Here is a 24,106-nt window from a genome sequence, read left to right as displayed (position 1 = left end):
TTTATCTGTGTTCTATGTACAACACTAGCTCATGCTGCTGCTTTTTCCTAGGATACACCAAAAACGAAGTGGAAGCTACACTTTTTTAAAATTTTGTCGAATTTTGTCTCTTGTTTCACAAGCTTCAGCACATTATTTTCCATCTCTATTTCTCCATCTGTATACATCAAATTCGTTAACCGCTGTAAAACCAAGTTTTTCATAGGCTGGCTTTCCTGCACTTGTAGCATGCAAAATACACGTATCTGCCTGTTTTTTTGCTTCAGTAAGAACTTCCTTCAAATAGGCGGTAGCCAGGCCTTTTCTCCTCATATGTCTAGCTGTAGTGATACAGTACAAACCCGCTGTACCGTCATAAAAAAAGAGAGACCCAGCTACAGCTGGCCGGTTATGATAAAGACCCAAATATAAGTGATATTGGTCAGTGTGCTGCATAAGCTCCCTAAACCTTTCAAGAAAGTCAGCTTGATATTCTTTTGGTTTTTGATAGCCATCTATGTATACCGTAATCCATTCTTTCAATTCAGCTTCTGTGTGCACTCGCTTACATTGAAACTCTTCTACTCCTGTGTGTACGTATTCTTTTTCTTGAATGTGCTGAATCATTCCGATCCATTTTTCATAAGGAACAAATCCATTTTTATGAAGAACTGGCCCAAGGTTATCATATGAAGATGGACCAACAATCCATAGAGGTTCTTCCCCTTCCGAAGAGCACATCCCTAACGCAGTCTCAATATGACGGGTTCCTGCATATATGCAGCGATTATAAGGAGATGCAGAAATCCATTTCATTTCTGGTGTATCCACCTTCACAGATTTCTTCGTATGCTGAAAATACATCCAGTGCTGAATCAAGTGTTGTTCTACTATATCGCTTTGATTTTTTATTTTCACTTCATGTCTCCTTTCTCTTCTAAACTATGTTCCTTTTTCTATTATATACTAGTTAGTCTATTTTCTATGACTCTATCCCAGTTCTTAAGTCCTTTTCCAAGTTTTTTTATTTTTTTGTTATTCTATGAATAGTTTTCTTTTAAGTGGGGTACTAACCTATATAAGCAATACATCATTAAAAAGGAGGATGATATTTATGTCATTTTTATGGGCACTTATTGTAGGTGGTATTATTGGGTGGCTTGCCGGATTAATTACGGGAAGAGACGTTCCAGGAGGTATTATTGGTAACATTATTGCCGGTTTCATCGGTTCTTGGTTAGGTTCAGCTATCTTTGGAAGCTTCGGACCAGTTGTAGGTGGATTTGCTATTATTCCTGCTATTATCGGATCGATCATTTTAGTGTTAATCGTAAGTTTCATCATGAGAAAAATGCGTGGTAGTCATAAACATGCATAATGAATTATTATATTAGAAAAAGAACCTCTGTTGAAAAAGAGGTTCTTTTTTATATGAAAAATTCTTAAAATTTACTATTTTTAATTTCATAATATTGAAAAATAAACCTATTAATGTTAATTTAACCATAATCACTATAAAAAAAGAGGAATCAACATGCTGCTTTCAACCCATCAAAAAGACAAATCTATGTACCAAATACTAATAGAAGAAATCGAACAGACACGAACGTTGATGATTCAAACGGCTGTCCGTGAAGGAATGACAAGTCCTAACACACTTCAAGTTAGTCAATCATTAGATGCTTTATTAAATAAACTTCAAATTTTCTTCTATCAATAGAAGCCCATGAGTATGTAACCATATCATGGGCTTTTGTTTTATATTAGTCCGCTTGATTAACATATTCCACTGCTTGGTGAAGGCTACTGAAAGTTGTAATATCAGCCAAATCTAACCCTAAGTTCACCATCGTCTGAGCAATTTCAGCACGGATACCGCTTAAAACTACTTGAATTCCTAATAATTTTAAAGCACCGATTACTTTGAAAATTTGGTCCGCTACCATCGTATCAATAATTGGAACTGCGTATAAATCAATAATCAGCCAATTTAGCTTGTACTCGCTGCCGTGCTGAAGGGCATTTTCCATTAAAATTTGAGCACGATTTGTATCTAAATCGCCAACAAGAGGAATCACGCCAATTTCTTTCGTAATGCGTACCACAGGAATTGAAAGTTCATCAATTGCATAGCGAGCCGATTGAATTTTGTTTGCAAAATCGGTCATATACGATTTACTAACCCAGTGCACAGCCTTGTCCACTACTAAGTTGAAACGAGAAATAACTTGATAGAAGGCATCAAACGTAAACGTTTCAGCTTTTGCTTCTTCTTTAATAATTTCCCCGATAATATTTCGGTAATAGCTGATTTCTTCTAATGCTACATCTAACGGAAGCTGAAGAGTAACGAGTAAATTCGCTACTTCTCTTCCCCATTCCTCAAGCACTTCAAAGTTTTTCGTATCATTTGTTGATACAGAATCAGCGTATATTTTAATTAAATGAACGCGCCACGGTTCTAACTGTTGTTGAATATCTTTGTCTTCATCTTGTTTTTGTTTTGAGAACTCTTCTTTTTTTTCTAGAATTAAATTCGTAATGTGTTTAAGCTTTTTATCTAATAATAATGACTCCATATTGTTCTCCCGTTAAGAATTTGTTTACTTAAAATGATATCACAAATACTGTTGAAAAAAGTAAAACTAAGGGAAAAAGCTTTTAAAAATAAACCGGATGTCCTTTTTTGCGAATAGAATGAGCTAAATTGAGTCTAAAACGTACATAAGCTGAACTTCTCTCTTTCGTTTTATCGTTACTTTCACAGTGAATTCTCATACATAACATTTCAATTTGAAGTTAGACTATTTTAGCATATATGATAAATAGATGAAAAAATGCAAAAGGGTTTGCAGCAAGCATGTCGCATGACAAAATGTGTTTTAGGAAAGACTGAAAAGGAATTCCCTATAAAAAGGAGGTTAGGTATATGTCATTTATTTGGACGCTTATTGTTGGAGGACTTATCGGCTGGCTTGCTGGTGTGTTAACAGGACGAGATGTTCCAGGTGGAATTATCGGAAACATCATCGCTGGTTTCATTGGAGCATGGTTAGGCTCTCTAATTTTTGGAGATTTCGGTCCAGAGATCGGCGGATTCGCAATTGTTCCTGCAATTATTGGTGCTGTTATTTTAGTTTTAATTGTGAGTTTTGTTTTACGCAAAATGCGCGGAAATAATAATCATCGACACGCCTAAATAAAAAAGAGAAATCAGCGTCTTGATTTCTCTTTTTCCCTTACTTCTTATAGCAAAATGTTTTAATAATGGACCTACCTGTAAGTGTAATTCTTTATGGCTACATTTAATAATTGCTGTTTGTCACCTCTGACATTTAATATTTCTACACCCTCATATCAAGCGCGTTAGTAATGAGCACCTCTGTCCCTTCGAGGTCATCAAGCATATCGGTGAAGATAGCTTCAATATGAACGGGTGCAGTTTTAGCTTTTATTGGACATTGTTTTATAGCTGCTTTCTATTTCGGTTCTACTAGTTCAATAAATGACCTTGCTTGTTTGCCCTTTAACTGTGCGTAGTGTGTATCTGTAGCTAATTCAACGGTTTCGTTGTCTAAGTTGACCCACATCCGGTAAGATTGTACCTTTATATCCTTTTTGGTTTCTACCGGTTCAAAGTGAAGAATGTAGTTAGGTTTTCGAATCATTTCAGCTTTTTCTTCTCTCCAGGATACATCTTTTAACCACTGCTGCACTTTCTGCACTTGATTTTGGTCTTTCATTTTAACCGCATGGCCATATTGATTATCGGCTATGTATTTTTCGATTACGAGCTTTTGTTCAACAGTACCGCTTGAAGCACTGCTTTGCTGACATCCTGTGATCACCCAACAAATAGCAATGAGAACTACTAATCCAGACCATACTTTTTTCATTTACATCTACCTTTCTTTTTGTAATTGAAATGAGATGTTCTTGCTGAATGATGCTACCAGCTGCTCGTTTTTAAATCTCTTTTTGCATTCTCTTTTCTTCCTATAAATCCCTGCTTCATTTGCTCAAAAAAACTGAATCCCCGAAAGGATCCAGTTTTTCGTTACGATTCGACATCTTCTATGACATGAACAGCGCGAATAGCGGCGTTTACTTTTGTATGTTGAACGTATTCTTTTGCTTCGTGTATCGTCATTGCTTCTACTTCTTGGTAATAAATCACGTTTCCCCATTCATATTCTACTGAATAACGATTTGACTTTTCCACATGGTATCCTCCTTATTGATGAACTAAAATTTGATCAATCAAGCCATATTCTTTTGCTTCATCCGCTGTAAAGAATGTATCTCGATCAGTGTCTTTATTAATCGTTGACAGCGATTGTCCTGTTCGTTCAGACAGAAGTTCATTTAGGTGGTCTTTTAAGCGCAAAATACGCTTCGCTCGAATTTCAATTTCAGCTGCTTGTCCTTTTGCTCCTCCTAGCGGCTGATGAATCATCACTTCGCTGTTAGGAAGAGCAAAACGTTTCCCTTTTTGACCGCCCGCTAGTAAAACTGAACCCATAGATGCTGCTAGCCCTATACACAATGTACTTACATCTGCACGTATAAGCTGCATTGTATCAAAAATAGCCATGCCCGCTGTAATGGACCCTCCCGGTGAATTAATATAAATGCTAATATCTTTTTCTGGGTTTTCTGCATCTAAAAATAAAAGCTGAGCGATAATGCTAGTAGCCACCTCATCCGTAACTTCACCTGTGAGCATAATCACTCGGTCGAGCAACAGCCTTGAATAAATGTCATAGGCACGCTCTCCTTTACTTGTTTGTTCTACTACATAGGGAGTTAAGTTCATGTGACCGCCTCTTTCCACTGAATTAATACGAGCAAATTTTTTTACTTTTGCACTGACTTCTTGATTTAAAAATGAATCCCCTATCAAATCTTCATCGGTAAATTTAATCGTTAGAGAATGTCTTTCTTGCTGTATATGCAAGCGTTCATCGCGGCAAGTCACCACAACTGCAATCTCTGCCTGTGGATATAAAACGGTCTCTTCCGTGTAGAGCTCTATTAATAAAGGTTCATCGTCAATATGTTTTACTTCGATTTGTCCTTGTGGGTTTTCACAGTACCCATTTAAGTTTCTTGTTTTGAACAAACCTTCGGGCAGCTGAATATCAATCGTGATGTTTTTAACTTTTATTTGCGATCGTTCAAATGTAATACATAGGTGGTTCATTCCTTCTTCTTTTTCCATTACTGATTTTGCTATGGCTAATTTAATCATGCGATGAATGATCCTTTAAAATCTGAGTAACAGACTCAATTACTTTTTGCCGTACGTCTGCTGATAAATTCCGATTCATAGCGACAAACACATCTTCATTGACTTGATGCATTTCTTGATTTTGAATTTGTTTGCTTTGGTAAAGGGGGAGCTGCGCACCTATACTTTTCACTTCTTCCACACTCATTGAACGCAGCGTTTCTTGAATGGAAGCTAGTGACTCCCCTGCTTTTGATAATGTTAAAGCGGCTCGAAAGTAATGAACATGCTGATCTGTATAGACGCGCTTATTTCCCACTAGCTCCAGCGGAGGAACAATTTCTATTTGCGTGTAATACCTCACCGTACGCAGGTTCAAGTCCGCACCTTCATTGTTTAATAATTCCGTAATTTGCTTGCCTGTATATGTTTTCAAACAATCCCCCCTTTTTAGTTACAGTTAACTGTTACACTGTCATTATACTGTAAAGATATTTATTTTACAATTAAAACCATGGTAAATTTTAGATAAAGCAGCAAAGCCTATAAATAAAAAGAACAAACCAAAGAGCCCAGGTCATATACCCGGGCTCTCTTTACTAAGCGAAAAAACAACTGTGTATATTTCAATCTATTCCTCCTGACACTTCTCGTGCTACACTTTAGTTATCTTAAAAAAGGAGAGAACATATGATGGGGAATCCAAGTATAGATTGCTTAGGGTGTCGATTAGCAAATAACCAAGAAAAATCGCATATGATATTTGAAGATTCGTTTGTGACATGCCTGCTAGACCACAAGCCGTTTAACGAAGGACACCTCTTAATTCTTCCTAAAGCACATATAGTGGAAATCGACGAATTTGATACTGAACACATACTAGCCGTGATGAATGCAGCGAAGCTAATGACAAAAGCAGTTAAGACGCTTTTTATTCCAGACGGAGTTACTCTCTCTCAAAACGGGGGTATGTTTAACGAGTTAACTCATTTTCACATGCACATCGTTCCGAGATATAAAGAGGAGTGTTTCGGAGATTTTTATACGCAAATACCCGAATATGCTGAAAATGATGACGTCTTGGCTGCAACAGCTCAGAAAATGCGCCGCGTCATTCAGCAAATGTCTTTATAAAAAAAAAACGGCCTCCTTATGGAAGCCGTTCTCTTTATTGACGATCAAATAATGAACTTCCTGCAATACCAGGGTTCGTCATTTCAAATGGATTTAAAATGAGATCTAATTCCTCTTCTGTTAACACATCGTATTGAAGGCAAAGCTCACGAATTGGTTTTCCTGTTAAAATCGCTTCACGCGCAATACGCGATACGACTTCATAGCCTAAGTGAGGGTTAACAGCTGTAATAATCCCTACGCTTTTTTCTACATATTCTTTCATCCGCGTTTCGTTTGCTTCAATTCCTGCTAGACAGTGATCTGTAAAGCTTCTGAAACCGTTGTTCATGATGCTGATTGATTGAAGTAAATTAAATACAAGCACAGGTTCCATGACGTTAAGCTCCATCTGACCTGCTTCTGAAGCAAGAGAGATCGTTTGGTCATTTCCCATTACTTGAAACGCAATTTGATTGATTAATTCAGCCATAACCGGATTTACTTTTCCTGGCATGATTGAAGAACCAGGCTGACGAGCAGGAAGGCTAATTTCACCTAGGCCTGCACGAGGACCTGATGCCATTAAACGCAGGTCATTTGCAATTTTAGACATATTCGTCATACAGATTTTAAGCGCCGCAGATACTTCTGTATAAGCATCTGTATTTTGAGTAGCGTCCACTAAATGCTCTGCATGTACAAGCGGCAGACCGCTGATATCGGCTAAGTGTTTGACTACATTTTCAATATAGCGAGGATCTGCATTTAAGCCTGTTCCAACAGCTGTCGCTCCCATATTTACTTCATGCAAGTGGTCACGCGTCGCGCTAATACGCTTAATGTCGCGCGCTAACACGCGGCTGTATGCTTCAAACTCTTGACCAAGACGAACGGGTACAGCATCTTGAAGATGCGTACGGCCCATTTTAATCACATGATCAAATTCTTGGGCTTTTCGTTTAAATACATCATGCATATCATTCATTGTAACAAGAAGTTTATTTAATAAGTTCAGCGTTGAAATATGGATAGCCGTTGGAAATACATCATTTGTTGACTGAGACATATTCACATGGCTGTTAGGACTTAATTTACCGTATTCGCCTTTATTGTCTCCCATAATTTCAAGGGCACGGTTTGCAATCACTTCATTAGCATTCATATTCATTGACGTTCCTGCTCCGCCTTGAATAGGATCCACAATAAAGTATTCATGCCACTGACCTGCTAAGATTTCATCAGCTGCTTGCACAATCGCATTTCCAATACCTTCATACAAGCGCTTTGTATCCATATTTGCAAGCGCTGCCGCTTTTTTTACGATAGCAAGCGCTTTAATCATTTCTTCATGTACTTTATAACCCGTAATCGGGAAATTTTCTACGGCACGTGCGGTTTGTACACCGTAGTATACGTCTGCTGGAATTTGTTTTTCTCCTAGAAAATCAGCTTCTGTACGATATCCTGCTGTTTCTTGTTTCATAGCTGTACCTGCTTTCTTTTTTAATTAATATCTTCTGCAATCGACGTTTCCATCATCTTTTTCACTTGGTGAGGGTCTTTGGTTTGTCCGAGCACCCACATTAATTTAGGAACAATGGCTTCTGTGTTCATGTTTTTTGAGCGAACGACGCTGTCATGATTAATCATTCGGCCTACTTCATAAATGCCCATGTCTTCTCCTTCTTCAAGGCACTGAGTAGTAATGACAACGGATACACCGTGATTTGTCAATTCAATAAGCTTGGCTAAAATATTGCGAACTTGAAATGGAATTCCTCCACTTCCATAGCTTTCAACAACAACGCCTTGATATACATCTTTTAATCCATCGAAAAATTCAGGCTTAATGCCGGGAAACAGTTTGACAACTGCCACATCCGTACAAAGAGATGTATTAACCGTCAACTCTTCTTTACTAGAGCCAACCGATTTTGTATATTCCACCGTATTATCATGGATAGACGCCACGTATGGATAGTTAATGCTTTCAAATGCATCATAACTTTTTGTACGAAGCTTAATTGCTCTTGTGCCTTGAATCACACGACCGTCAAAGACTACATAGACTCCGCCTGTTTCCTCACATGCAAAGCGAATCGCATCTGCAATATTGCGCTTCGCGTCCGTTTTACTAAATGAAATAGGAATTTGAGATCCTGTAATCGCAATTGGTTTTTTAGAATGCTGAAGCATGTAAGAAAGAGCTGCCGATGTGTAGGCCATTGTATCTGTTCCATGGGTAATAACAAAACCATCGTATTCATTATAATGCTCTTCAATCGCTTTTGCCATCTCTATCCAACATTCAGGCTGCATATTTGTACTATCAAGATTCATAAGAGATTTGCTGTCAATTTGACAATGTTCATTTAAATCAGGTATGTAGCTTAGTAATTGATCTGGCTCCATTCCAGGAACAAGTCCATTTTCACCTTCAAGTGAAGCGACCGTTCCGCCAGTTGATAACAATAATAGTTTTTTCAAAACCGACATCCCCTTTGCTTAATTTCTGTAAAAAAACCTGACAATCTATCAAATAAATTATATTCATTTCGCGTACTTCACCTGTAATTATAGTAACCCAAATTCAATAAATCAAGAGAAAAATTATTCGTTTCGCGTACACTTTTCTCTACGGCAATGATATAATGAATAAAAATGTAAATTGGCTCACGGTTTGATTCCAAAGATCTGCGCGCGAGCTGAATGCCTCGGTTTTTTACATACTACACCTACAAAGGAGCGTCATGAATGTTAAGCAGATTAGCTCAACTCAGGAAAGAAAAAAAATGGTCTCTTCAATATACAGCTGACCAGCTTGAAATTGCTAAAAGCACCTACGCAGGATACGAATCTGGCTATCGTCGTCCTTCTCTTGAAGCACTCGTTACAATCGCAGAACTATTTGATACATCAACAGACTACTTGCTAGGTAAGGAAAAGGAACCTCATTCTCCTTCAGATGCACCCATCGAATTAACATCGCCTCAAACTCATAGAATTACGGTCGACGGTGCGGAACTATCTCAAGAAGAAATTCAGCAGCTGACGGCCTTTATTCGTGCTAAAAGACAAATTGAAAAAGAAACTGCACCTTCTTCAATTTAAAGAAGATTAGAAGCAGGTTGCTTCTAATCTTCTAGCTGCATGTCTAAATAGGCTACTACTTCTTTTGTTATTTCCTCTTCTGTTTCTTCCATCAGCTCTCCGGTTATCTTGCTGCCTGGGAGCTTCTTCGAAGAACGAATGCCCAAAAATGTGCGTACACAGTGCCAGATAGGAATAAAAAGACCATCTAAAAACTCATCTTTTTCTAAAATACCCACTTGAATAGTGGCGTGATAACCAGGGTGAAAAGGATTTTCCCCTTCACGGATCACATCTACAGAGATCTCCATCCCCTTTTTTTCAAAAGCTTCTTTATATTGTTCATATATGGATTTGAGAAGTTCTTGCATAGACCTTTCAACCTTATGTATATGCTTTTCTAACTGCGGCGTAAATTGTTTTGCGGTGTATTCCATCTATTTCCCTCTTCTTTCGGTTCCCTATCTATTATTTTAGCGACTTTTATTTTATTGTATCATAAGAAAAGCGTTCGTCTGTCTAGCAGAAAACCCCGCTTTTTTGTAGAAAAGCGGGGTTCATACATACCTTTATTAGCAATAGCCTACATTGCTTTATCTTGTTTAGAAGATGATTTTAATTTTTTATTTTTAGTTGGATCTGGCTCATTAGAAGACATGATGATGTTTCCTTCGCCGTTGCACACTTTGCACTTTATCAATCCAAATTTCTTACCGGCTCCTTGGCATTGTGGACAAACATATCGAATTGGCATAAACTGTACCTTCCTTTTTTCTAATTTATACCTGCGCCTTGAAAGCGCCTGTGGTTAGTTTATAGTTTCATTATAAATTGTACAATCCACCCTATCAAGACGTGCCAAATTGCACATCTTTAATGGCAAGAAATTCTTCCTTTCTAAAATTCACCTAAAAAATGAGTCGATAGGCAGGAGAATTTCTATTGTTGTTAAAAGGCAATACGTCAGAGGAAGTTTCTTATTGGATATAATTAGCGAATCCCCGCGCTAAAAATTTTACTTTTTTTCGTGAATCTAAAGGCTAAACAACCGTTTTATCTCGAATTTCTTTTGAAATGGTTACGTCTTTCCAAAGCTGTTCGTATTTATAGCCCGTTAAACTTTCACAAACCGCTTTCGCTTCAGGAGTAACGGCGGTCGCCGGGCCCCCCTTTTTTCTTCTTTCAATTTCAGCTAATAAAATTTTGTGATTTTTCGGACTTATTTTAAACCATATGGTTGCTATAATTCCCATGAGAATTAAAATAGCAGGTACAATCATGAACAGCTTTTGTAAGCCGGCTAGCGTAGACGCTGACTGCTCGGCATTTGGTACATAGCCAATATTCTTTAAGGCAATACCAACAAGAAAAATCGCAAGCGCCTGAGACGATTTTCGAATAAATGACATCAGCCCTGCATACACGCCTTCTCGTCTTTTTGTCGTAATCATCTCATCTACATCTGATACAAACGGCAGTACATTCCATGGAATCATGATCGCTCCCGAATGACCGCTTCCTAAAAAAAATGCCGCTAAGTAAATAAGAACTAACGAGCTATCTGTTGTTAGGAAACTGAATAAAATAATGCCCGTTCCCCAAATGACCATGCTGAAGTTATAGGTTAATTTATTTCCTAACTTAATGGCTATGTACGTAACAAGAGGAATAAATAGCACTTGTGTAATTTGCACAAAGCTCAGGGTATCTGCATAAATCGCTTCGCGCAGCATGTAATAGGCAATAAAATAAAAGAAAAGAGCATTAAATACATCCATTGCAATGTAAGATGCTAAATACATGGCAAGGTACACGTTAAACGACTTATTTTTAAATGCACTTCCAAAACTGATAAACAGCTGCTTAAATTCTAACCAAAATCCGTTTTTCTTTTTTCGTTCCACTACTTCTCCGCTATCCCATGTTCCCTTGTAAACAAAAATCCATGGAAGAGCAAAAAGAAGTCCAAAGATAATGCCCATGATTAAATATCCTTGTCCGCCTGGAAATGCATCAATGATTCGTTTCGGGAAAAAAGCACCTAAAAATGAAGCGCCTTGTGAAAAGACCATGCGTATTCCCGTCATTTTCGAACGAATACTATAATCTGTCGTCATTTCTGCTGCTAGCGTGTTGTAAGGAACCATCACCATACCAAACGCCGTGTTGAATAAAAGATAGGCTAAAATAAAATAGGAGTATTTAAACATATGTGAGCCTTCAATAGGAATCCACAGCATACTGAACGTGATGGCAACTGGAATGATTCCAAAAAGAAAAAAGACTCTTCTTCGTCCTTTTTTTGTCTGAAGATGATCAGATATGTACCCAATGGTTGGATCTAACAAAGCATCCCACACTTTTCCAAGAGCTACAATCGTTCCTGCTTCTACAGGAGAAAGCCCGACTACATCCGTTAAAAAAACCATAAATAATGTGCCGATAATAAAAAAGGATCCTCCGCCAAATAAATCCCCAAATCCATACGCTACCATATTACGAAAGCGCACTTGTTTTGTTTTCCCTTGCATATGCAGCCCTCCCCCTGAGCAAATAGACTAGCTTCTTTTGTTATTCACTTTTTTCTATTTTACTAAACTATCCCTTAAAAAATAAGGGATATGTCATCTGTTCTACTCACAAAAATAAGATACTTTCTACTTATATAAATAGAAAAGCAGCTGGATAAAACGTTCTTCTTTATACCCTATTATAAGTTAACTTTTTGTTCACAGCTGTTATAATTCAACCCATTGCTAGTTATTTAGCTATAAAATGCAAACTTGAACATTTGACATCTGAGCTGTGACGAATAAAATAATAAGTATGAAACCTATTGATATCTTTAAAGCATTATCTAATGAAACTCGATTAAATATATTAGAGTGGTTAAAAGAACCTGAAAAGCATTTTAAAGACAAACAAGCACATTTGCCTAAGGAGGTCAGCAGCAGAGGCGGTGTTTGCGTGGGAGATATTCAAGAAAAAGCTCAGCTGTCTCAGTCAACAGTATCCAGCTATCTTTCCATGATGCAAAAAGCAGGTTTGTTAGAGTCAATTCGGCACGGTCAATGGACATACTATCGCCGAAACGAAGAGACGCTTCAAGAGCTTTCTTCATTCTTACGAAAAAAACTTTAACGAGTTTTTTTCACTCATTATATCTATTTTTCTAGATATACAAATATAAAGAAATATTGGAGTGATAAACGTGAAGTTGTTGGTTTATTTAGTTGCGGTTTTAGGCGGCGCTGCTTTAAGTGTGGAAGGCGCCATTGCCGGAGAACTCGGAAAAACAGTTGGAAAACTTGAAAGCAGTTATTATATTTTTATCATGGGAACGCTCATTTTAGGTCTGACCACTTTATTTGCTGGAAAGGGAGATTTACCTTACGTCTTAAAAGCGCCTAAGTGGAATTTAACCGGTGGATTATTAGGTACGGTTTATTTAACGATTTTAGTGATTAGTATCCCCTTTATCGGAATTGGTGTTTCAATGGTTGCGGTTATTGTGGGCCAAATGATTACAAGCATGATCATTGAGCATTTTGGTTGGCTTGGCAGCAGCAAAATTAAAATTAACAAAGAACGCGTAATGGCTATTGTATGTATGGGAATTGCGCTTGTACTTATTTTCTAGGAGGGTTTTACAATGAGTTTATTGATGGTGATACTTACCTTAATAGGAGGATTAACGCTAAGCGCTCAGTCTTCTATTAACGGTACTTTAAGTAAAAAAACAGGTACGTTTGAAACAGCTTTTTTAACCTTTGCAACAGGTGCCATGATTTTAACGATTGTCGTTGTCTTCTTTGGACAAGGAAACATTCTCTCTGTTTTTGATGTCCCTAAATGGCAGCTTACTTGCGCTTTATTCGGAGCATCTTATTTGTTTCTAACCGTTCTAGCCGTTCCTAAAATTGGCGTAACAGCAGCTAATATTTCAACTGTTATCGGTCAGTTATTTGCAAGTATGATTATCGACCATTTTGGCTGGTTTGGAAGCAAAGAAGTACCCTTTGATCTATCCCGCTGGATTGGTGTAGCATTTATGTTATTAGCTCTTTATTTTATTTTCAAAGGCAATAAGAAAACAGCAGCATAAAATATTCATGAAAATAGCCAAGTGTCCCTATGTAAAGGCGCACTTGGCTATTTTTGTACGTAAACCGCGTTTGAATTTTCAATCAATTATTTAGAACATATTTTATTTAAACGAAATTGGTTTTCAATAAGGTAAATTCCACAAAAAAATTGTGCATACCTTCTTCCCTTTGTTCAAAAGATAAAGATGCAGATCTAGAAAATCAGCTACATAAACGAACAGGTAAGGTGGGTTTTTTCGTGGGAAAATTTTTGTTTTTAGCAGCATTTGTCTTTTTTTGTTTTACGCTTTCCATTTCCGCAGAAGAAAATATACCAGAAGAAAATATAGAATCACACGTAAGTCAGCCTGTTGTAAAAGATTTTATTTATCAATCTCTTGAACCTTGGGTACATCAAGATATTACTTCTCATTATGAGAAGGTGTACGGTAAACAGCATAAAAAAGTAAAAGTTCGCCCGATTAAAAAAGATGATATCGGAATACAAATGGGTGAAATACAGCCAGGTAAAGGCGGTAAGTTTACTCATATTGTGCGGGTAAAAATCTTAAACTTGAAAGTAAAACCTGAGGGAGAAGATGAATTCTTTGCAACGGATACGCTTATTTACAAAGTGAATATCAACGACCTTTCTGCTGAAAATGATGTAGAAAACGTCGTAAAATTACTCGAGTATAAACATCAAGAAAGATAAAGGCTCAAAAAGCCAATTCTTACCCCTTTTGAAGGTATTTATTCCGCTATTCAAAAGGGGCTTTATTATGAAGTGTGTTTTCTCTTCACAATTTTAGGGAATATAACTACCACTTATCCCCTAATTTTTTCATATTGCTAGTGCATAAGATACGAACTTGATAACTTTTTGTCGGTTTTTATCTATTTCTGTAGGGTTTCTTGTAGGATGAAAAAGAAAGTAAAGCGCTTTAATTGCTATGACAGAAAGGTTGAGGATAGCTGTCCTGCATAACTGGAAATCAATAGGTATTAAGAACTGCATGTAACGACAAAAGTTGACAGCGAAAGATTTCAGAATAATAATAATAAAGCAACAACGTTTAAACGAAAGACTTATTTTACATGAAAGGTGTTAGTCAGATGAACAATTTACATCGAAGAATGGGAACATTCGCGTTAACCATGACGGGACTTGGATCAATTATTGGTTCCGGCTGGTTATTTGGAGCGTGGCGAGCAGCTCAAATTGCAGGGCCGGCAGCTATTTTATCATGGGTCATTGGAATGGTCGTTATTTTATTTATTGCACTTTCTTACAGTGAATTAGGATCCATGTTTCCCGAAGCCGGCGGGATGGTCAAGTATACGCAGTACTCACACGGTTCGTTTATTGGTTTTATTGCTGCTTGGGCAAACTGGATTGCGATTGTATCCGTTATTCCAGTCGAAGCAGTAGCTTCTGTACAGTATATGAGTTCGTGGCCTTGGAAGTGGGCACAGTGGACAAGCCACCTCGTAGAAAAAGGAACGTTAACTGGCGAAGGATTAGCTATCGCTACTGTGCTATTGATTATTTACTTTTTACTGAATTATTGGACAGTTGGACTATTTTCCAAAGCCAACTCGTTAATTACTATTTTTAAAATTGTTATACCAGGACTTACAATCGGAGCACTTTTGTTTGTAGGCTTTCACGGCGAGAACTTCACTTCTGGAAGCAGCATCGCACCAAACGGCTGGGCTAGCGTGCTTACAGCAGTTGCTACGTCTGGGATTGTGTTTGCTTTTAACGGTTTTCAAAGCCCTATTAATATGGCGGGAGAAGCGAAAAATCCGGGCCGCTCTATTCCGATTGCGGTAGTAGGCTCAATTTTAGTTGCTACAGTCATTTATTTGCTTCTACAAATTGCATTTATCGGGGCAGTAAATCCTTCTGATATTGCGAAGGGATGGAGTCATTTAAACTTTAACTCTCCGTTTGCAGATTTAGCCATTGCCCTTAACATTAACTGGCTTGTCATTGTCCTGTATGCAGATGCGTTTGTTTCACCATCTGGAACAGGTATTACGTATACAGCTACTACTGCTCGAATGATTTATGGTATGGAACAAAATAAATATTTGCCAAGTGTCCTAGGACGCCTTCATCCGATTTATGGTGTTCCGCGTCAAGCCATGTTTTTTAACTTAGCTGTTGCTCTTGTCTTTTTGTTTTTATTTCGGGGCTGGGGCGTGCTTGCTGAAATTATTTCAGTCGCTACGCTTATCTCTTACATTACAGGTCCTGTTACGGTTATGACGCTAAGACGAACTGGCAGCGATTTATATCGTCCCCTTCGTTTAAAGGGATTAAGCATCATTGCGCCGCTTGGTTTTATTTTTGCTTCTTTAACCTTATATTGGGCGCGCTGGCCGCTAACTGGACAAGTTTTGTTTATTATTTTAATCGGCCTTCCTATTTATTTTTATTATCAAGCAAAGGCTAAATGGAAAGGCTTTCGACAGAACTTCAAAGGCGGCGTATGGATGGTTGTATACTTACTTTGTATGATGACTATCTCATGGCTTGGAAGCGAAAAGTTTGGCGGTCTTAATGTCATTAAATATGGATGGGATATGGGGATTATTGTTGTTGTTTCTCTTCTCTTCTACACATGGGCTTTAAAAAGCGGCTTCAAAACAGAGTATTTAGAGAATGGAAGAAAAGTAAATGATGACTTAAAAGCAGCAGTGAATGAAACAGCAGCTTCCAAAGAGTCATAACAAAAGCACCTTGCATAAGCAAGGTGCTTCTTAGTGAGCAGTTCTAACTTTTTTCAGCACGTCTTCGATCGTAATTTGATCTAGATGCCTGATTACGCTTTGCTCACTCTCTGTAAAAATGTCGTCCATCACTGTTTGAATGTTTGATTTCACAATACAGTCAGCGTCAGGGTCGCCGCTGCACCAGTGAGGCTTCAACGTTCCTGTTGATATAACTCGGTAAATCAGCCCAAGACTTATTTCAGCAGGGCTGCAGCCTAAAGTATAACCGCCGCCTAGCCCTTCTTTTGTCCGAACCAAGTTGTTTTTTCTGAGTGTACTCATTGTTTTCCGAACCCGTGCAGGATTGGTACAGATATTATAAGCAATCGATTCACTGCTTGCTCGGTGATCTGGTAAATTTGCTAGGAACACTAAGCTGTGCACGGCAATGGTAAATTCACTGTTCATCTTCCATAAACCACCTTTTTTCTTTCTCTACTGTAACGTTAAGTGAGACAGTTCGAAAAGTCAAGAGAGCAAGGAAGGAAAGAAGAACTGTAGCTTTATTTATTCACGGTCTTCTTTTTCTATACTTTCTACTTCGTTAGCTGAGTTGATTTCAAGGTATACCGTCTTTTCTTTTAAACTGCCTTTTTCTTCTTTTTCAAAGTCAGTGCTTTTTTGATACGTTTTTTTGCCGTTTGGAACTTTTACCGTTATATGTTTGTTACTTTCTTCTATAAAAATACCCACAACTTTACGTTCGTTTCCATCTTGTTCGTACACGCCATCTTTATCTGCTTTTGCTTTTGGAGTTAATTCAATACTAATTGCTTCTTGTGTAGCTGCGTCAATCTCAGCTTCTACTTCTTTATTAAGCATATCTTTTAGCTGTGAGCCTTCCACTTCCATCCCAGAGCTCTTTGGTACTTTAACAAGTTGATCATCAATACTCAGCGTCATTTCTTTTTCAGCGTCTTTTTTTAACGTACCAATCAAGTCAAAATCTTCTTCTTTCCCCTTTTTAATGTCTGGGTCATTGGAATACTGCTGTAGCTTTGTCAATTCTTGACGATCTTCAATTGGTTTTTCCTCTGCTTTATGATTGTCTGATTTTGTCTTGTTAGCTGGTTCACCTGAACAAGCTGCCGCACTTCCAATCATACATAGAGTGACTAAGGACAGGATTCCTTTTGTTAGCTGTTTTTGCATATGTATTCTCCTTTTTCTTTTTTATTTCCACCTTTATACATATGTAAAACAAAAAATGAAACATAACGACATCCAGGAAACCTACGTTCACCCTACCAATGAAAAAATCCGAACGGGTTGAATTCTTTATTAAGAATCAAACCCGTTCGGATTTTCTTTCAACTAAAACACTTTTGTCCTAGCTTCTTTTTAAAGCTGCTGTTGCTTCAATATATGATTCGCTTCTTCTAAGTAAGTCACATACGCCTGTACTTGTTTATCACCGTAATTATCTAGTTCAAACAGCGCTTCTTGTATAAAATTAAAATTATCAATAATATGCTGTGTTTTCATGCCTCGGCTTGTAAGTAAATTGTTTAACCATAAGGCATAGTCCGTAAAAATTTGCAGATTGTCTAACTTATATGTTGTCTCAAGATACTTCATATGATAATGATTATCTTCATGGCATCTTTCTTTGCCGCGCTCTCCGAATTTTTCGAGCAAAGAAGGTTCTAACTCGTAGATTTTCTCCGTTACTCTTTCGACGATCTTATTAACGGGAAGTGAACTCATCGTGCCACCACTTTGTACTGAGAAACTTTTGGGATGACGGCTGCCAGTTCTTGATCAGGGTACTTTTTCTCTAAATCATGAATACGCTTGAAATCTTCGCTTCGTACCCAGCTTAAATAATTCTCTTTCGTATCAAATGTAAGCTGAACGGTGAGCTCCCCTGCTCGCTTATCGTTTTGAAGAAGTAGAAAATCTACAAATCCTGGAGCCTCGTCGACTGATTTTGAACGATTTTTATAAATTCCAATCACTTCTTCAGCTTTTTCATCCGGTACATTAAATGTTGAAAATACGGTGTACATCTTTGTTCCTCCCTTTATGATACAAAACCTGGGTTCTTTTCTCTTTATTGTACATCATATAGGAGATGAAATGGTGTTACGTTTAGATTTCACTGGGGTTACAGCAGGTCTTTAACCTAAAAGCCCTTTGAAACAGCGTTTCAAAGGGCTTTTTTATCCGTTATTAGTTTTCGATTTTTGTTAATTGTTCTGTATGTGTTTTTACACGTGCTGGATCAATTGTAATACGGGCAACGCCTGAATCCATTGCTGCTTTTGCTACAGACTCTGCTACAGCTGGCGCTACGCGAGGATCAAATGGTCCAGGGATCACGTAATCTGCGTTTAGCTCTTCTTCTGTAATAAGGGCTGCAATTGCTTCAACAGCAGCTTTTTTCATTTCTTCGTTAATATGAGTAGCGCGAACGTCTAACGCACCGCGGAAAATTCCAGGGAATGCAAGAACGTTATTTACTTGGTTAGGGAAGTCTGAACGACCTGTTCCAATAACAGCCGCTCCTGCTTCTTTTGCAGCGTCTGGCTTGATTTCGGGATTAGGATTTGCCATCGCAAAGATAATTGCATCTTCATTCATTGATTTAACCATCTCTTGAGATAATGCATCTGCTGCAGATACGCCGATAAATACATCTGCGCCTTTAATTACATCGCTTAGCGTACCGCTTTCTTTGTTTACGTTTGTATAAGAAGCCACTTCCGCTTTTACTTTGTTCATGCCTTGAGGGCGTCCTTCATAAATAGCACCTCTTGTATCACACATAATCATGTCACGTACACCGTAAGAATAAAGAAGTTTTGTAATAGCAATGCCGGCAGCTCCTGCTCCGTTTAAGACGATTTTTAAATCTTCCATTGATTTGTTTACAATTTTTAGTGCATTTACAAGTCCTGCTACTGTTACGATCGCTGTACCGTGCTGATCATCATGGAACACAGGAATATCTACTTCTTTTTTCAGGCGCTCTTCAATTTCAAAGCACTGTGGAGCTGCGATATCTTCTAAGTTAATGCCTCCGAATGTATGAGCCATTAATTTCACAGTTTCAACAATTTTATCTGTATCTGTTGTATCAAGTGTAATTGGGAATGCATCTACGCCTGCAAAGCTTTTAAATAAAATTGCTTTTCCTTCCATAACGGGAAGTGAAGCCGCAGGTCCGATGTTTCCAAGACCAAGAACAGCAGTACCATTTGTCACAACGCCGACCATGTTTCCTTTCATTGTGTAATCATACACCGTTTCTGGATGTTCATGAATTTCTTTACAAGGTTCTGCTACTCCCGGAGAGTAAGCTAAGCTTAAATCTTGAGCGTTTTGAACTTCAACTTTTGATTTAACTTCTAACTTACCTTGTTTTTCTTGATGCATATGTAGTGCTTGATCACGTAGTGACATAATTGTATTCTCTCCTTTTTTTCTATACATTTAAATTTTTTAATGAATTTATTTAACACTTGCTTTTTATCTCCATAATTGTAAGACAACCTGACTGAATAAATTCACAGACAAGTGCCATTATGAAACAAGAAACATAAAAAGTAAACTATCTTGCTTAAACCACTGCTGCGCTTTGTTAATATAAAGTCTAGACGTGTCGGCAACTCTTGTTTGTCTCACTTCAAGTTGTCTGATATACAGACAACTTAGAAAACATACAACCGCTCACTATAGCGCTTTCAAATACGTTTCAGCAAAATCGACGGCTTTAGGCATTGAAAAGAAGTATGCACGTGCTGAACCAATTTTTTCAGCTTTTATTCCTTTTGCTTCAATAAACGCTTTACCTATCTCTTCAAACAGCCCTTCTCGAAACTCTAATTCTTTATACGTCTTCCATACTCGCTTTCCTGAATCTATAACTGGAGATCCTTTTTGAATCACGTTTCGATATGGAATCCGATATTCTGCTAGATGAAAAGAAGTATTATTCCCAAACCCGACACCTAATAATAAAACAAAGGCATGTTTTTTGTAAAGCCTTTCAAGAGGAGAATTTTCGCCTAAACTAAATTCAAGGGGATGATCTCTTAAGATGTCTTCGCTGTCCTTTCCCCAAGCGGCGAATGAATACATTGGATGGCTGCTTCTTCTTACTCCAGGATATGTTCGAAAAGTTTCCACAATTTGTCCCATCCCGCTTGTTGGCGTTTGGGCTGGATCATATGCAGGCATCGTTTCCCGAATAGTTTCCCACCACTCTTTTGGCACAGCCGGATTGCCCCATTCTGATGGATCCGAAAGATCGACCGACTGTGACGGCATAACGATCGTTCCTTCCTCTGTCACTGTCTCCATTAAAGCTTGAACAACGGCTACTGAACCTCCGTTTACCCATCCTAATGAAGATAGTGAAGAATGAACCATGATAGTCATCCCTTGTGTGATGCCTAACCTGCGTAAATCTTCTTTTAACGTCTCTTTCGTTCTAGGATGATCTGTTGCTTGGACAATGTGCTTCATCGTAAGCTCCTTACTTATAGTGCTGCTAGAATGTGTTGCTGAACTCTAGCAATATATGTAAAACTTATGTTTCCATAATAGTAAGAATAACACCAATTGTCAAATTATTTAAAGTAATAGAAAAACTTAGTTTTATTCATATCAGTTATCATACAACTGACTTGTTGGTAAGTTTTATTTCCTTCAACTATCTTACTATAATAACAGCTAATGAATCTTTTCAGTAAAGTAAAAAGAAGAATATTCCTATAAATAAAAGAAATACTAATGAAGCTATACATATTTACATATCACTATTTTCAGGAGGAATGTGTACAATGAGCACATCAAAACTTCCGCCGCTCACGTCCTCGGAGCTCGCTAACTTATGGATGACTTATCAAGAAAAAACGATGATTTCGAGGTTTTTAGAATATTGTCTTGAAGGTAAAGAAGATCATAAAGAGCTTTTTGAGCTGTATTATAGCCGCTCATTAAATATTACAGAGCAAATCAAAGAAATTTTAGAGAACGAAGGTGCGGTTATTCCTTTAGGATTTACTAAACATGATGTAAACCTAGGAGTGCCGAAACTGTTCGACTCCATGTTTGAAATCATGTACGTACGCTTAATGTCTCAGATTGAAACAGGCCTATTTGCTTTGCATTCAACGATGTCCTACCGGGAAGATATACGGAATTTTTTTGTAAATGCAACATCAGAATCGCAGAACATATACAATCAATCCACTCAGATATTATTAGAAACCGGCGTCATTGCAAAGCCTCCTTACGTTTCGATGCCAAAAGAAGTTCGGTTTGTCCACGAACAAAATTATATCGGCGGGCTAAGTTGGCTTAGTGAAAAAAGATCTCTTAATACAATTGAAGTGTCGCTTATTCAACATGCCGTTGATACAAATCTTGTCGGAATGCAGCTGATGATTGGCTTTGCTCAAGCAGCTGGCAACAAAGAGGCACAGCAGCATTTTGTCAGCGGGATGAAGCTATCAAAAAAAATTGAAACAGAACTCGGAGATATTTTACGTCATAGCTATATAGAGCCTCCTGCTACCCATGCCGGAAAAGCAACAAGCTCAACTGTTTCTCCTTTTTCAGATAAATTAATGATGTACAACACCAGTCTTCTAAGCACCTTTGGCCTAGGAAGCAATGCTTTAGGGGGTGCTTTTAGCTTAAGAAGTGATTTGCCGCTCAAAATGCTGCAGCTGGCTAAAGACATTTACTTTTTTGCAAAAGAAGGTGGAAAAATTATGATTCAAAACGGATGGCTTGAAGAGCCTCCTCAAATTGAAGATCGCAATCAGTTAACGAAAAAATAGGTTCTTGCAAATGGGAAAGCTAGCTGCTAAACGTGCAGCTAGTCCTATTTGTTTTTTTAGTATACTGTTTTTAGTGCTAGTACGTAACAAATGTTTGCGTTATTTAGAAGCTGTTCCTATGTTTTTCTTAGTCGTTTAGCTCATATTTCCACTTAATTTATAACAGAAAAATAAAAGGTATTTTCTCTGAGCTGACGAAATCTTTCTATATAAAATAGAAAGGAGAAACGTATGTTTCCTATTCTTCGTACACCTCGCACTACACTGCGTGAAATAACAGAAGCGGATGCAGATACTATCTTTGACTGCTTTTCTCAGGAAGAAGTTATCAAATATTACGGGCAAGAAAAATTCACAACTTTCCAAGAAGCTTTGGTGCTGATTGATATTTTTGCTGAAAATTACAGAAATCAAAAAGGTTTGCGCTGGGGAATCGAACGGCTCGATACAGGGGAACTAATCGGGACAGTTGGATTGAATCAGTGGAACCAAAAGCATAAGCGGGCGGAAATTGGCTATGAGCTGCACCCTCAGCACTGGGGGCACGGCTATGCTTCGGAAGCTGCTTCGGCTGTTATGGCTTATGGATTTGCTACCCTTCAGCTAGTGCGGATTGGAGCTGTTGTGTTTCTTGAAAACAAAGCATCTCAGCACGTGCTTGAAAAGCTCGGGTTTCAACAAGAAGGAGTGTTAAAAAACTATATGTATCAAAACGGAAAAGCTCACGATACGTTTGTTTATAGCTCCCTGCCTCCTACATAATAAAAAAAGGATTCTTTTTAAGAAAAGAATCCTTTTTCGTTTTATTTAAACGCCGCATACCCATCATCAGCCATGATGACACTGCCGTTTACAGCTCCCGCTTCTTCTAAGGACAGCAAATAAACCATATCTGCAATTTGTTTTGGATTAGTGAGCTTTCTGCTCATCGTTTTTGCTTTCATTCCTTCAATCATACCGTTGTCTTTATAGCCTTGAATAATAGGCGTATCAACAAATCCTGGCGCAACGGCGACGACGCGAATACCGTATTTAGCGAGATCTAGCGCAGCTGATTTTGTCATCATCACAACAGCTCCTTTTGTTGCATGATAAGCATACGTTCCGGGTGAGGCTAAGAAGCTAAAAATAGAGGCCGTATTGATAATGACGCCTTTAATACCTAACTCTCTCATTTTCCTGCCTGCTGCCATAATCCCATATGTAACGCCGTGCTGATTCACATTAATAATACGGTGATATTCTTCTAAGTCTTGATCTAAAATAGATGTAGGACGTCCAATCCCTGCATTGTTAAACATCACATCAATTCGTCCAAATGTATTCACCGTTTTCTCAATCAGTGCTTCCACTTCTTCAAACTTGGTGACGTCCGTTTGCACAAATAAAGCGTGGCCTCCAGCTTCTTCAATTTTTTGAAGAGTCTCTTTTCCTTTTCCTTCATCATAATCAGCAATGACCACTGCGTCTCCTTTTTGCGCGAACTTTAAGGCAGTTTCTTTGCCAATCCCGCTTGCTCCCCCTGTAATAACCGCTACTCGTTTTTGCTGCATGTTTCTCCCTCCTTGGTGAAAATTCCTTTCTTTTACATTATAGCATTCTTTTTTCTATCAGCTGTTTCTATTGATTCCTTCATTTCCATAAAAGTGGTTAACTGGGGCATAGTTGAACGCCTTTTTTAATAAAAATCAGCATGTGTACAAGCAGTTTGGCGTTTTTTGCATTTACTATAGGGTAAGGAGGTGATGGCTATGCATGAACACACAGGTAATGTATCTATTCCGCGTCCTCCGGATGTGGTGACAATTCTGTGGGAGCGAAATCCTTTGGATAGACAAGCTCCTCGTACCATCGTAGAAGCAACGGTAATTGGCCGCGCAAATCCTTGCGGACGTTTGTTAGCTCAAGGTCAGCGCTACCGCACTGCAGCTCATTGTTTACTTGACAACGGCTTTGAACAAATTACTGCTGAAAGATTAGGGGTATTTGGAGTAGCTGCATTTGTTAGAGAATACTAAAATAGAAAAAGGGAC

Annotated in this window: 31 protein-coding genes; 13 read left to right on the top strand and 18 right to left on the bottom strand. The window is 38.1% G+C overall.

Annotated features, from left to right (window positions below; genetic code table 11):
* Positions 1 to 132: 132 nt before the first annotated feature.
* A complete protein-coding gene (locus tag ACWATA_RS08950; protein WP_325077744.1) occupies positions 133 to 897 on the bottom strand; it encodes a GNAT family N-acetyltransferase in 765 nt (254 codons plus the stop codon).
* Positions 898 to 1,093: 196 nt separating this feature from the next.
* Between ACWATA_RS08950 and ACWATA_RS08945 the strand changes: the two genes are divergently transcribed.
* Entirely contained in the window at positions 1,094 to 1,357 is a 264-nt protein-coding gene (locus ACWATA_RS08945) for a GlsB/YeaQ/YmgE family stress response membrane protein (RefSeq protein WP_013083841.1), read from the top strand.
* Between the two features lie 156 nt (positions 1,358 to 1,513).
* Positions 1,514 to 1,699: an aspartyl-phosphate phosphatase Spo0E family protein gene (locus tag ACWATA_RS08940; protein ID WP_028414380.1), complete on the top strand. Its 186-nt coding sequence runs from the start codon at positions 1,514 to 1,516 to the stop codon at positions 1,697 to 1,699.
* A gap of 43 nt (positions 1,700 to 1,742) precedes the next feature.
* Here the strand turns inward: ACWATA_RS08940 and ACWATA_RS08935 are convergent, their stop codons facing one another.
* Entirely contained in the window at positions 1,743 to 2,558 is an 816-nt protein-coding gene (locus tag ACWATA_RS08935) for an STAS domain-containing protein (RefSeq protein WP_028414381.1), read from the bottom strand.
* Positions 2,559 to 2,908: 350 nt separating this feature from the next.
* Here ACWATA_RS08935 and ACWATA_RS08930 point away from each other — a divergent pair, with 350 nt between their 5' ends.
* On the top strand, positions 2,909 to 3,178 hold the full coding sequence (locus ACWATA_RS08930) for a GlsB/YeaQ/YmgE family stress response membrane protein (protein ID WP_013083843.1): 270 nt from the start codon (positions 2,909 to 2,911) through the stop codon (positions 3,176 to 3,178).
* Between the two features lie 280 nt (positions 3,179 to 3,458).
* Here the strand turns inward: ACWATA_RS08930 and ACWATA_RS08925 are convergent, their stop codons facing one another.
* From ACWATA_RS08925 to ACWATA_RS08910, 4 genes are all read right to left on the bottom strand, one after another.
* The gene (locus ACWATA_RS08925; protein WP_028414382.1) at positions 3,459 to 3,875 is read right to left on the bottom strand and encodes a YhfM domain-containing protein; all 417 of its coding nucleotides are present in this window, start codon (positions 3,873 to 3,875) and stop codon (positions 3,459 to 3,461) included.
* Positions 3,876 to 4,036: 161 nt separating this feature from the next.
* Entirely contained in the window at positions 4,037 to 4,201 is a 165-nt protein-coding gene (locus ACWATA_RS08920; protein ID WP_165573521.1) for a hypothetical protein, read from the bottom strand.
* 12 nt (positions 4,202 to 4,213) lie between these two features.
* Entirely contained in the window at positions 4,214 to 4,795 is a 582-nt protein-coding gene (gene clpP, locus ACWATA_RS08915) for an ATP-dependent Clp endopeptidase proteolytic subunit ClpP (protein WP_028414383.1), read from the bottom strand.
* 427 nt (positions 4,796 to 5,222) lie between these two features.
* Entirely contained in the window at positions 5,223 to 5,645 is a 423-nt protein-coding gene (locus ACWATA_RS08910) for a MerR family transcriptional regulator (protein ID WP_034270210.1), read from the bottom strand.
* Positions 5,646 to 5,899: 254 nt separating this feature from the next.
* Here ACWATA_RS08910 and ACWATA_RS08905 point away from each other — a divergent pair, with 254 nt between their 5' ends.
* Positions 5,900 to 6,343, top strand: coding sequence for an HIT family protein (locus tag ACWATA_RS08905; RefSeq protein WP_084595970.1), 444 nt, complete (start codon positions 5,900 to 5,902; stop codon positions 6,341 to 6,343).
* Positions 6,344 to 6,377: 34 nt separating this feature from the next.
* On the opposite strand, the gene aspA is transcribed toward ACWATA_RS08905, so the two are convergent.
* Together aspA and ACWATA_RS08895 are read right to left on the bottom strand one after the other, a co-directional pair.
* Positions 6,378 to 7,808 carry an aspartate ammonia-lyase gene (aspA, locus tag ACWATA_RS08900; protein WP_014459383.1) on the bottom strand — a complete coding sequence of 477 codons (1,431 nt, stop codon included), beginning with the start codon at positions 7,806 to 7,808 and terminating at the stop codon, positions 6,378 to 6,380.
* Positions 7,809 to 7,828: 20 nt separating this feature from the next.
* The gene (locus tag ACWATA_RS08895; protein ID WP_033580584.1) at positions 7,829 to 8,812 is read right to left on the bottom strand and encodes an asparaginase; all 984 of its coding nucleotides are present in this window, start codon (positions 8,810 to 8,812) and stop codon (positions 7,829 to 7,831) included.
* Positions 8,813 to 9,079: 267 nt separating this feature from the next.
* Here ACWATA_RS08895 and ACWATA_RS08890 point away from each other — a divergent pair, with 267 nt between their 5' ends.
* Positions 9,080 to 9,436 (top strand): helix-turn-helix domain-containing protein, encoded by a 357-nt coding sequence (locus ACWATA_RS08890; RefSeq protein WP_028414387.1) that lies wholly within the window; start codon positions 9,080 to 9,082, stop codon positions 9,434 to 9,436.
* Between the two features lie 23 nt (positions 9,437 to 9,459).
* On the opposite strand, the gene ACWATA_RS08885 is transcribed toward ACWATA_RS08890, so the two are convergent.
* From ACWATA_RS08885 to ACWATA_RS08875, 3 genes are all read right to left on the bottom strand, one after another.
* A complete protein-coding gene (locus ACWATA_RS08885; protein WP_028414388.1) occupies positions 9,460 to 9,852 on the bottom strand; it encodes a hypothetical protein in 393 nt (130 codons plus the stop codon).
* A 146-nt stretch (positions 9,853 to 9,998) separates the two neighbouring features.
* Positions 9,999 to 10,169 carry a hypothetical protein gene (locus ACWATA_RS08880; RefSeq protein ID WP_013083852.1) on the bottom strand — a complete coding sequence of 57 codons (171 nt, stop codon included), beginning with the start codon at positions 10,167 to 10,169 and terminating at the stop codon, positions 9,999 to 10,001.
* Between the two features lie 286 nt (positions 10,170 to 10,455).
* Positions 10,456 to 11,946, bottom strand: coding sequence for an MFS transporter (locus ACWATA_RS08875; RefSeq protein ID WP_028414389.1), 1,491 nt, complete (start codon positions 11,944 to 11,946; stop codon positions 10,456 to 10,458).
* Positions 11,947 to 12,241: 295 nt separating this feature from the next.
* Here ACWATA_RS08875 and ACWATA_RS08870 point away from each other — a divergent pair, with 295 nt between their 5' ends.
* The 5 genes from ACWATA_RS08870 (at position 12,242) to aimA (ending at position 16,239) form a co-directional block, all read left to right on the top strand.
* The gene (locus ACWATA_RS08870) at positions 12,242 to 12,556 is read left to right on the top strand and encodes an ArsR/SmtB family transcription factor (RefSeq protein ID WP_013083854.1); all 315 of its coding nucleotides are present in this window, start codon (positions 12,242 to 12,244) and stop codon (positions 12,554 to 12,556) included.
* 70 nt (positions 12,557 to 12,626) lie between these two features.
* Positions 12,627 to 13,055, top strand: a complete 429-nt coding sequence (locus ACWATA_RS08865; RefSeq protein WP_176343820.1) for a DMT family transporter — start codon at positions 12,627 to 12,629, stop codon at positions 13,053 to 13,055.
* 12 nt (positions 13,056 to 13,067) lie between these two features.
* Positions 13,068 to 13,520 (top strand): DMT family transporter, encoded by a 453-nt coding sequence (locus tag ACWATA_RS08860; protein WP_013057779.1) that lies wholly within the window; start codon positions 13,068 to 13,070, stop codon positions 13,518 to 13,520.
* A 239-nt stretch (positions 13,521 to 13,759) separates the two neighbouring features.
* The gene (locus ACWATA_RS08855; RefSeq protein ID WP_028414391.1) at positions 13,760 to 14,215 is read left to right on the top strand and encodes a hypothetical protein; all 456 of its coding nucleotides are present in this window, start codon (positions 13,760 to 13,762) and stop codon (positions 14,213 to 14,215) included.
* A 401-nt stretch (positions 14,216 to 14,616) separates the two neighbouring features.
* Positions 14,617 to 16,239 (top strand): glutamate/serine transporter AimA, encoded by a 1,623-nt coding sequence (gene aimA, locus ACWATA_RS08850; protein WP_028414392.1) that lies wholly within the window; start codon positions 14,617 to 14,619, stop codon positions 16,237 to 16,239.
* 30 nt (positions 16,240 to 16,269) lie between these two features.
* Here aimA and ACWATA_RS08845 read toward each other — a convergent pair whose 3' ends face one another.
* The 6 genes from ACWATA_RS08845 to ACWATA_RS08820 form a co-directional block, all read right to left on the bottom strand.
* Complete coding sequence (locus tag ACWATA_RS08845) at positions 16,270 to 16,689, bottom strand: Rrf2 family transcriptional regulator (RefSeq protein WP_028414393.1); 420 nt, start codon at positions 16,687 to 16,689, stop codon at positions 16,270 to 16,272.
* 99 nt (positions 16,690 to 16,788) lie between these two features.
* Complete coding sequence (locus tag ACWATA_RS08840; protein ID WP_033580581.1) at positions 16,789 to 17,433, bottom strand: hypothetical protein; 645 nt, start codon at positions 17,431 to 17,433, stop codon at positions 16,789 to 16,791.
* A 189-nt stretch (positions 17,434 to 17,622) separates the two neighbouring features.
* Positions 17,623 to 17,988, bottom strand: a complete 366-nt coding sequence (locus ACWATA_RS08835; RefSeq protein ID WP_025751140.1) for a hypothetical protein — start codon at positions 17,986 to 17,988, stop codon at positions 17,623 to 17,625.
* Positions 17,985 to 18,290, bottom strand: a complete 306-nt coding sequence (locus ACWATA_RS08830) for an antibiotic biosynthesis monooxygenase family protein (protein ID WP_013057785.1) — start codon at positions 18,288 to 18,290, stop codon at positions 17,985 to 17,987. The genes ACWATA_RS08835 and ACWATA_RS08830 overlap by 4 nt, the downstream gene beginning before the upstream one ends.
* Positions 18,291 to 18,453: 163 nt before the next feature.
* Complete coding sequence (ystJ, locus tag ACWATA_RS08825; protein WP_033580580.1) at positions 18,454 to 19,686, bottom strand: NADP-dependent malic enzyme; 1,233 nt, start codon at positions 19,684 to 19,686, stop codon at positions 18,454 to 18,456.
* Between the two features lie 270 nt (positions 19,687 to 19,956).
* Positions 19,957 to 20,751 (bottom strand): AAC(3) family N-acetyltransferase, encoded by a 795-nt coding sequence (locus ACWATA_RS08820; protein ID WP_176343819.1) that lies wholly within the window; start codon positions 20,749 to 20,751, stop codon positions 19,957 to 19,959.
* 317 nt (positions 20,752 to 21,068) lie between these two features.
* Here ACWATA_RS08820 and ACWATA_RS08815 point away from each other — a divergent pair, with 317 nt between their 5' ends.
* Positions 21,069 to 22,073: a DUF3231 family protein gene (locus ACWATA_RS08815; RefSeq protein ID WP_049165436.1), complete on the top strand. Its 1,005-nt coding sequence runs from the start codon at positions 21,069 to 21,071 to the stop codon at positions 22,071 to 22,073.
* Positions 22,074 to 22,304: 231 nt separating this feature from the next.
* Positions 22,305 to 22,835, top strand: a complete 531-nt coding sequence (locus ACWATA_RS08810; protein WP_176343817.1) for a GNAT family N-acetyltransferase — start codon at positions 22,305 to 22,307, stop codon at positions 22,833 to 22,835.
* A 41-nt stretch (positions 22,836 to 22,876) separates the two neighbouring features.
* Here ACWATA_RS08810 and ACWATA_RS08805 read toward each other — a convergent pair whose 3' ends face one another.
* On the bottom strand, positions 22,877 to 23,626 hold the full coding sequence (locus ACWATA_RS08805; RefSeq protein WP_034270246.1) for an SDR family NAD(P)-dependent oxidoreductase: 750 nt from the start codon (positions 23,624 to 23,626) through the stop codon (positions 22,877 to 22,879).
* A gap of 198 nt (positions 23,627 to 23,824) precedes the next feature.
* Between ACWATA_RS08805 and ACWATA_RS08800 the strand changes: the two genes are divergently transcribed.
* Positions 23,825 to 24,091, top strand: coding sequence for a hypothetical protein (locus tag ACWATA_RS08800; protein ID WP_473049770.1), 267 nt, complete (start codon positions 23,825 to 23,827; stop codon positions 24,089 to 24,091).
* Positions 24,092 to 24,106: the final 15 nt, after the last annotated feature.

The organism is Priestia sp. USM5 (assembly GCF_058323215.1).
The sequence above is the reverse complement of the archived record's forward strand: the minus strand, read 5'-3'. Positions and strand labels throughout refer to the sequence as shown.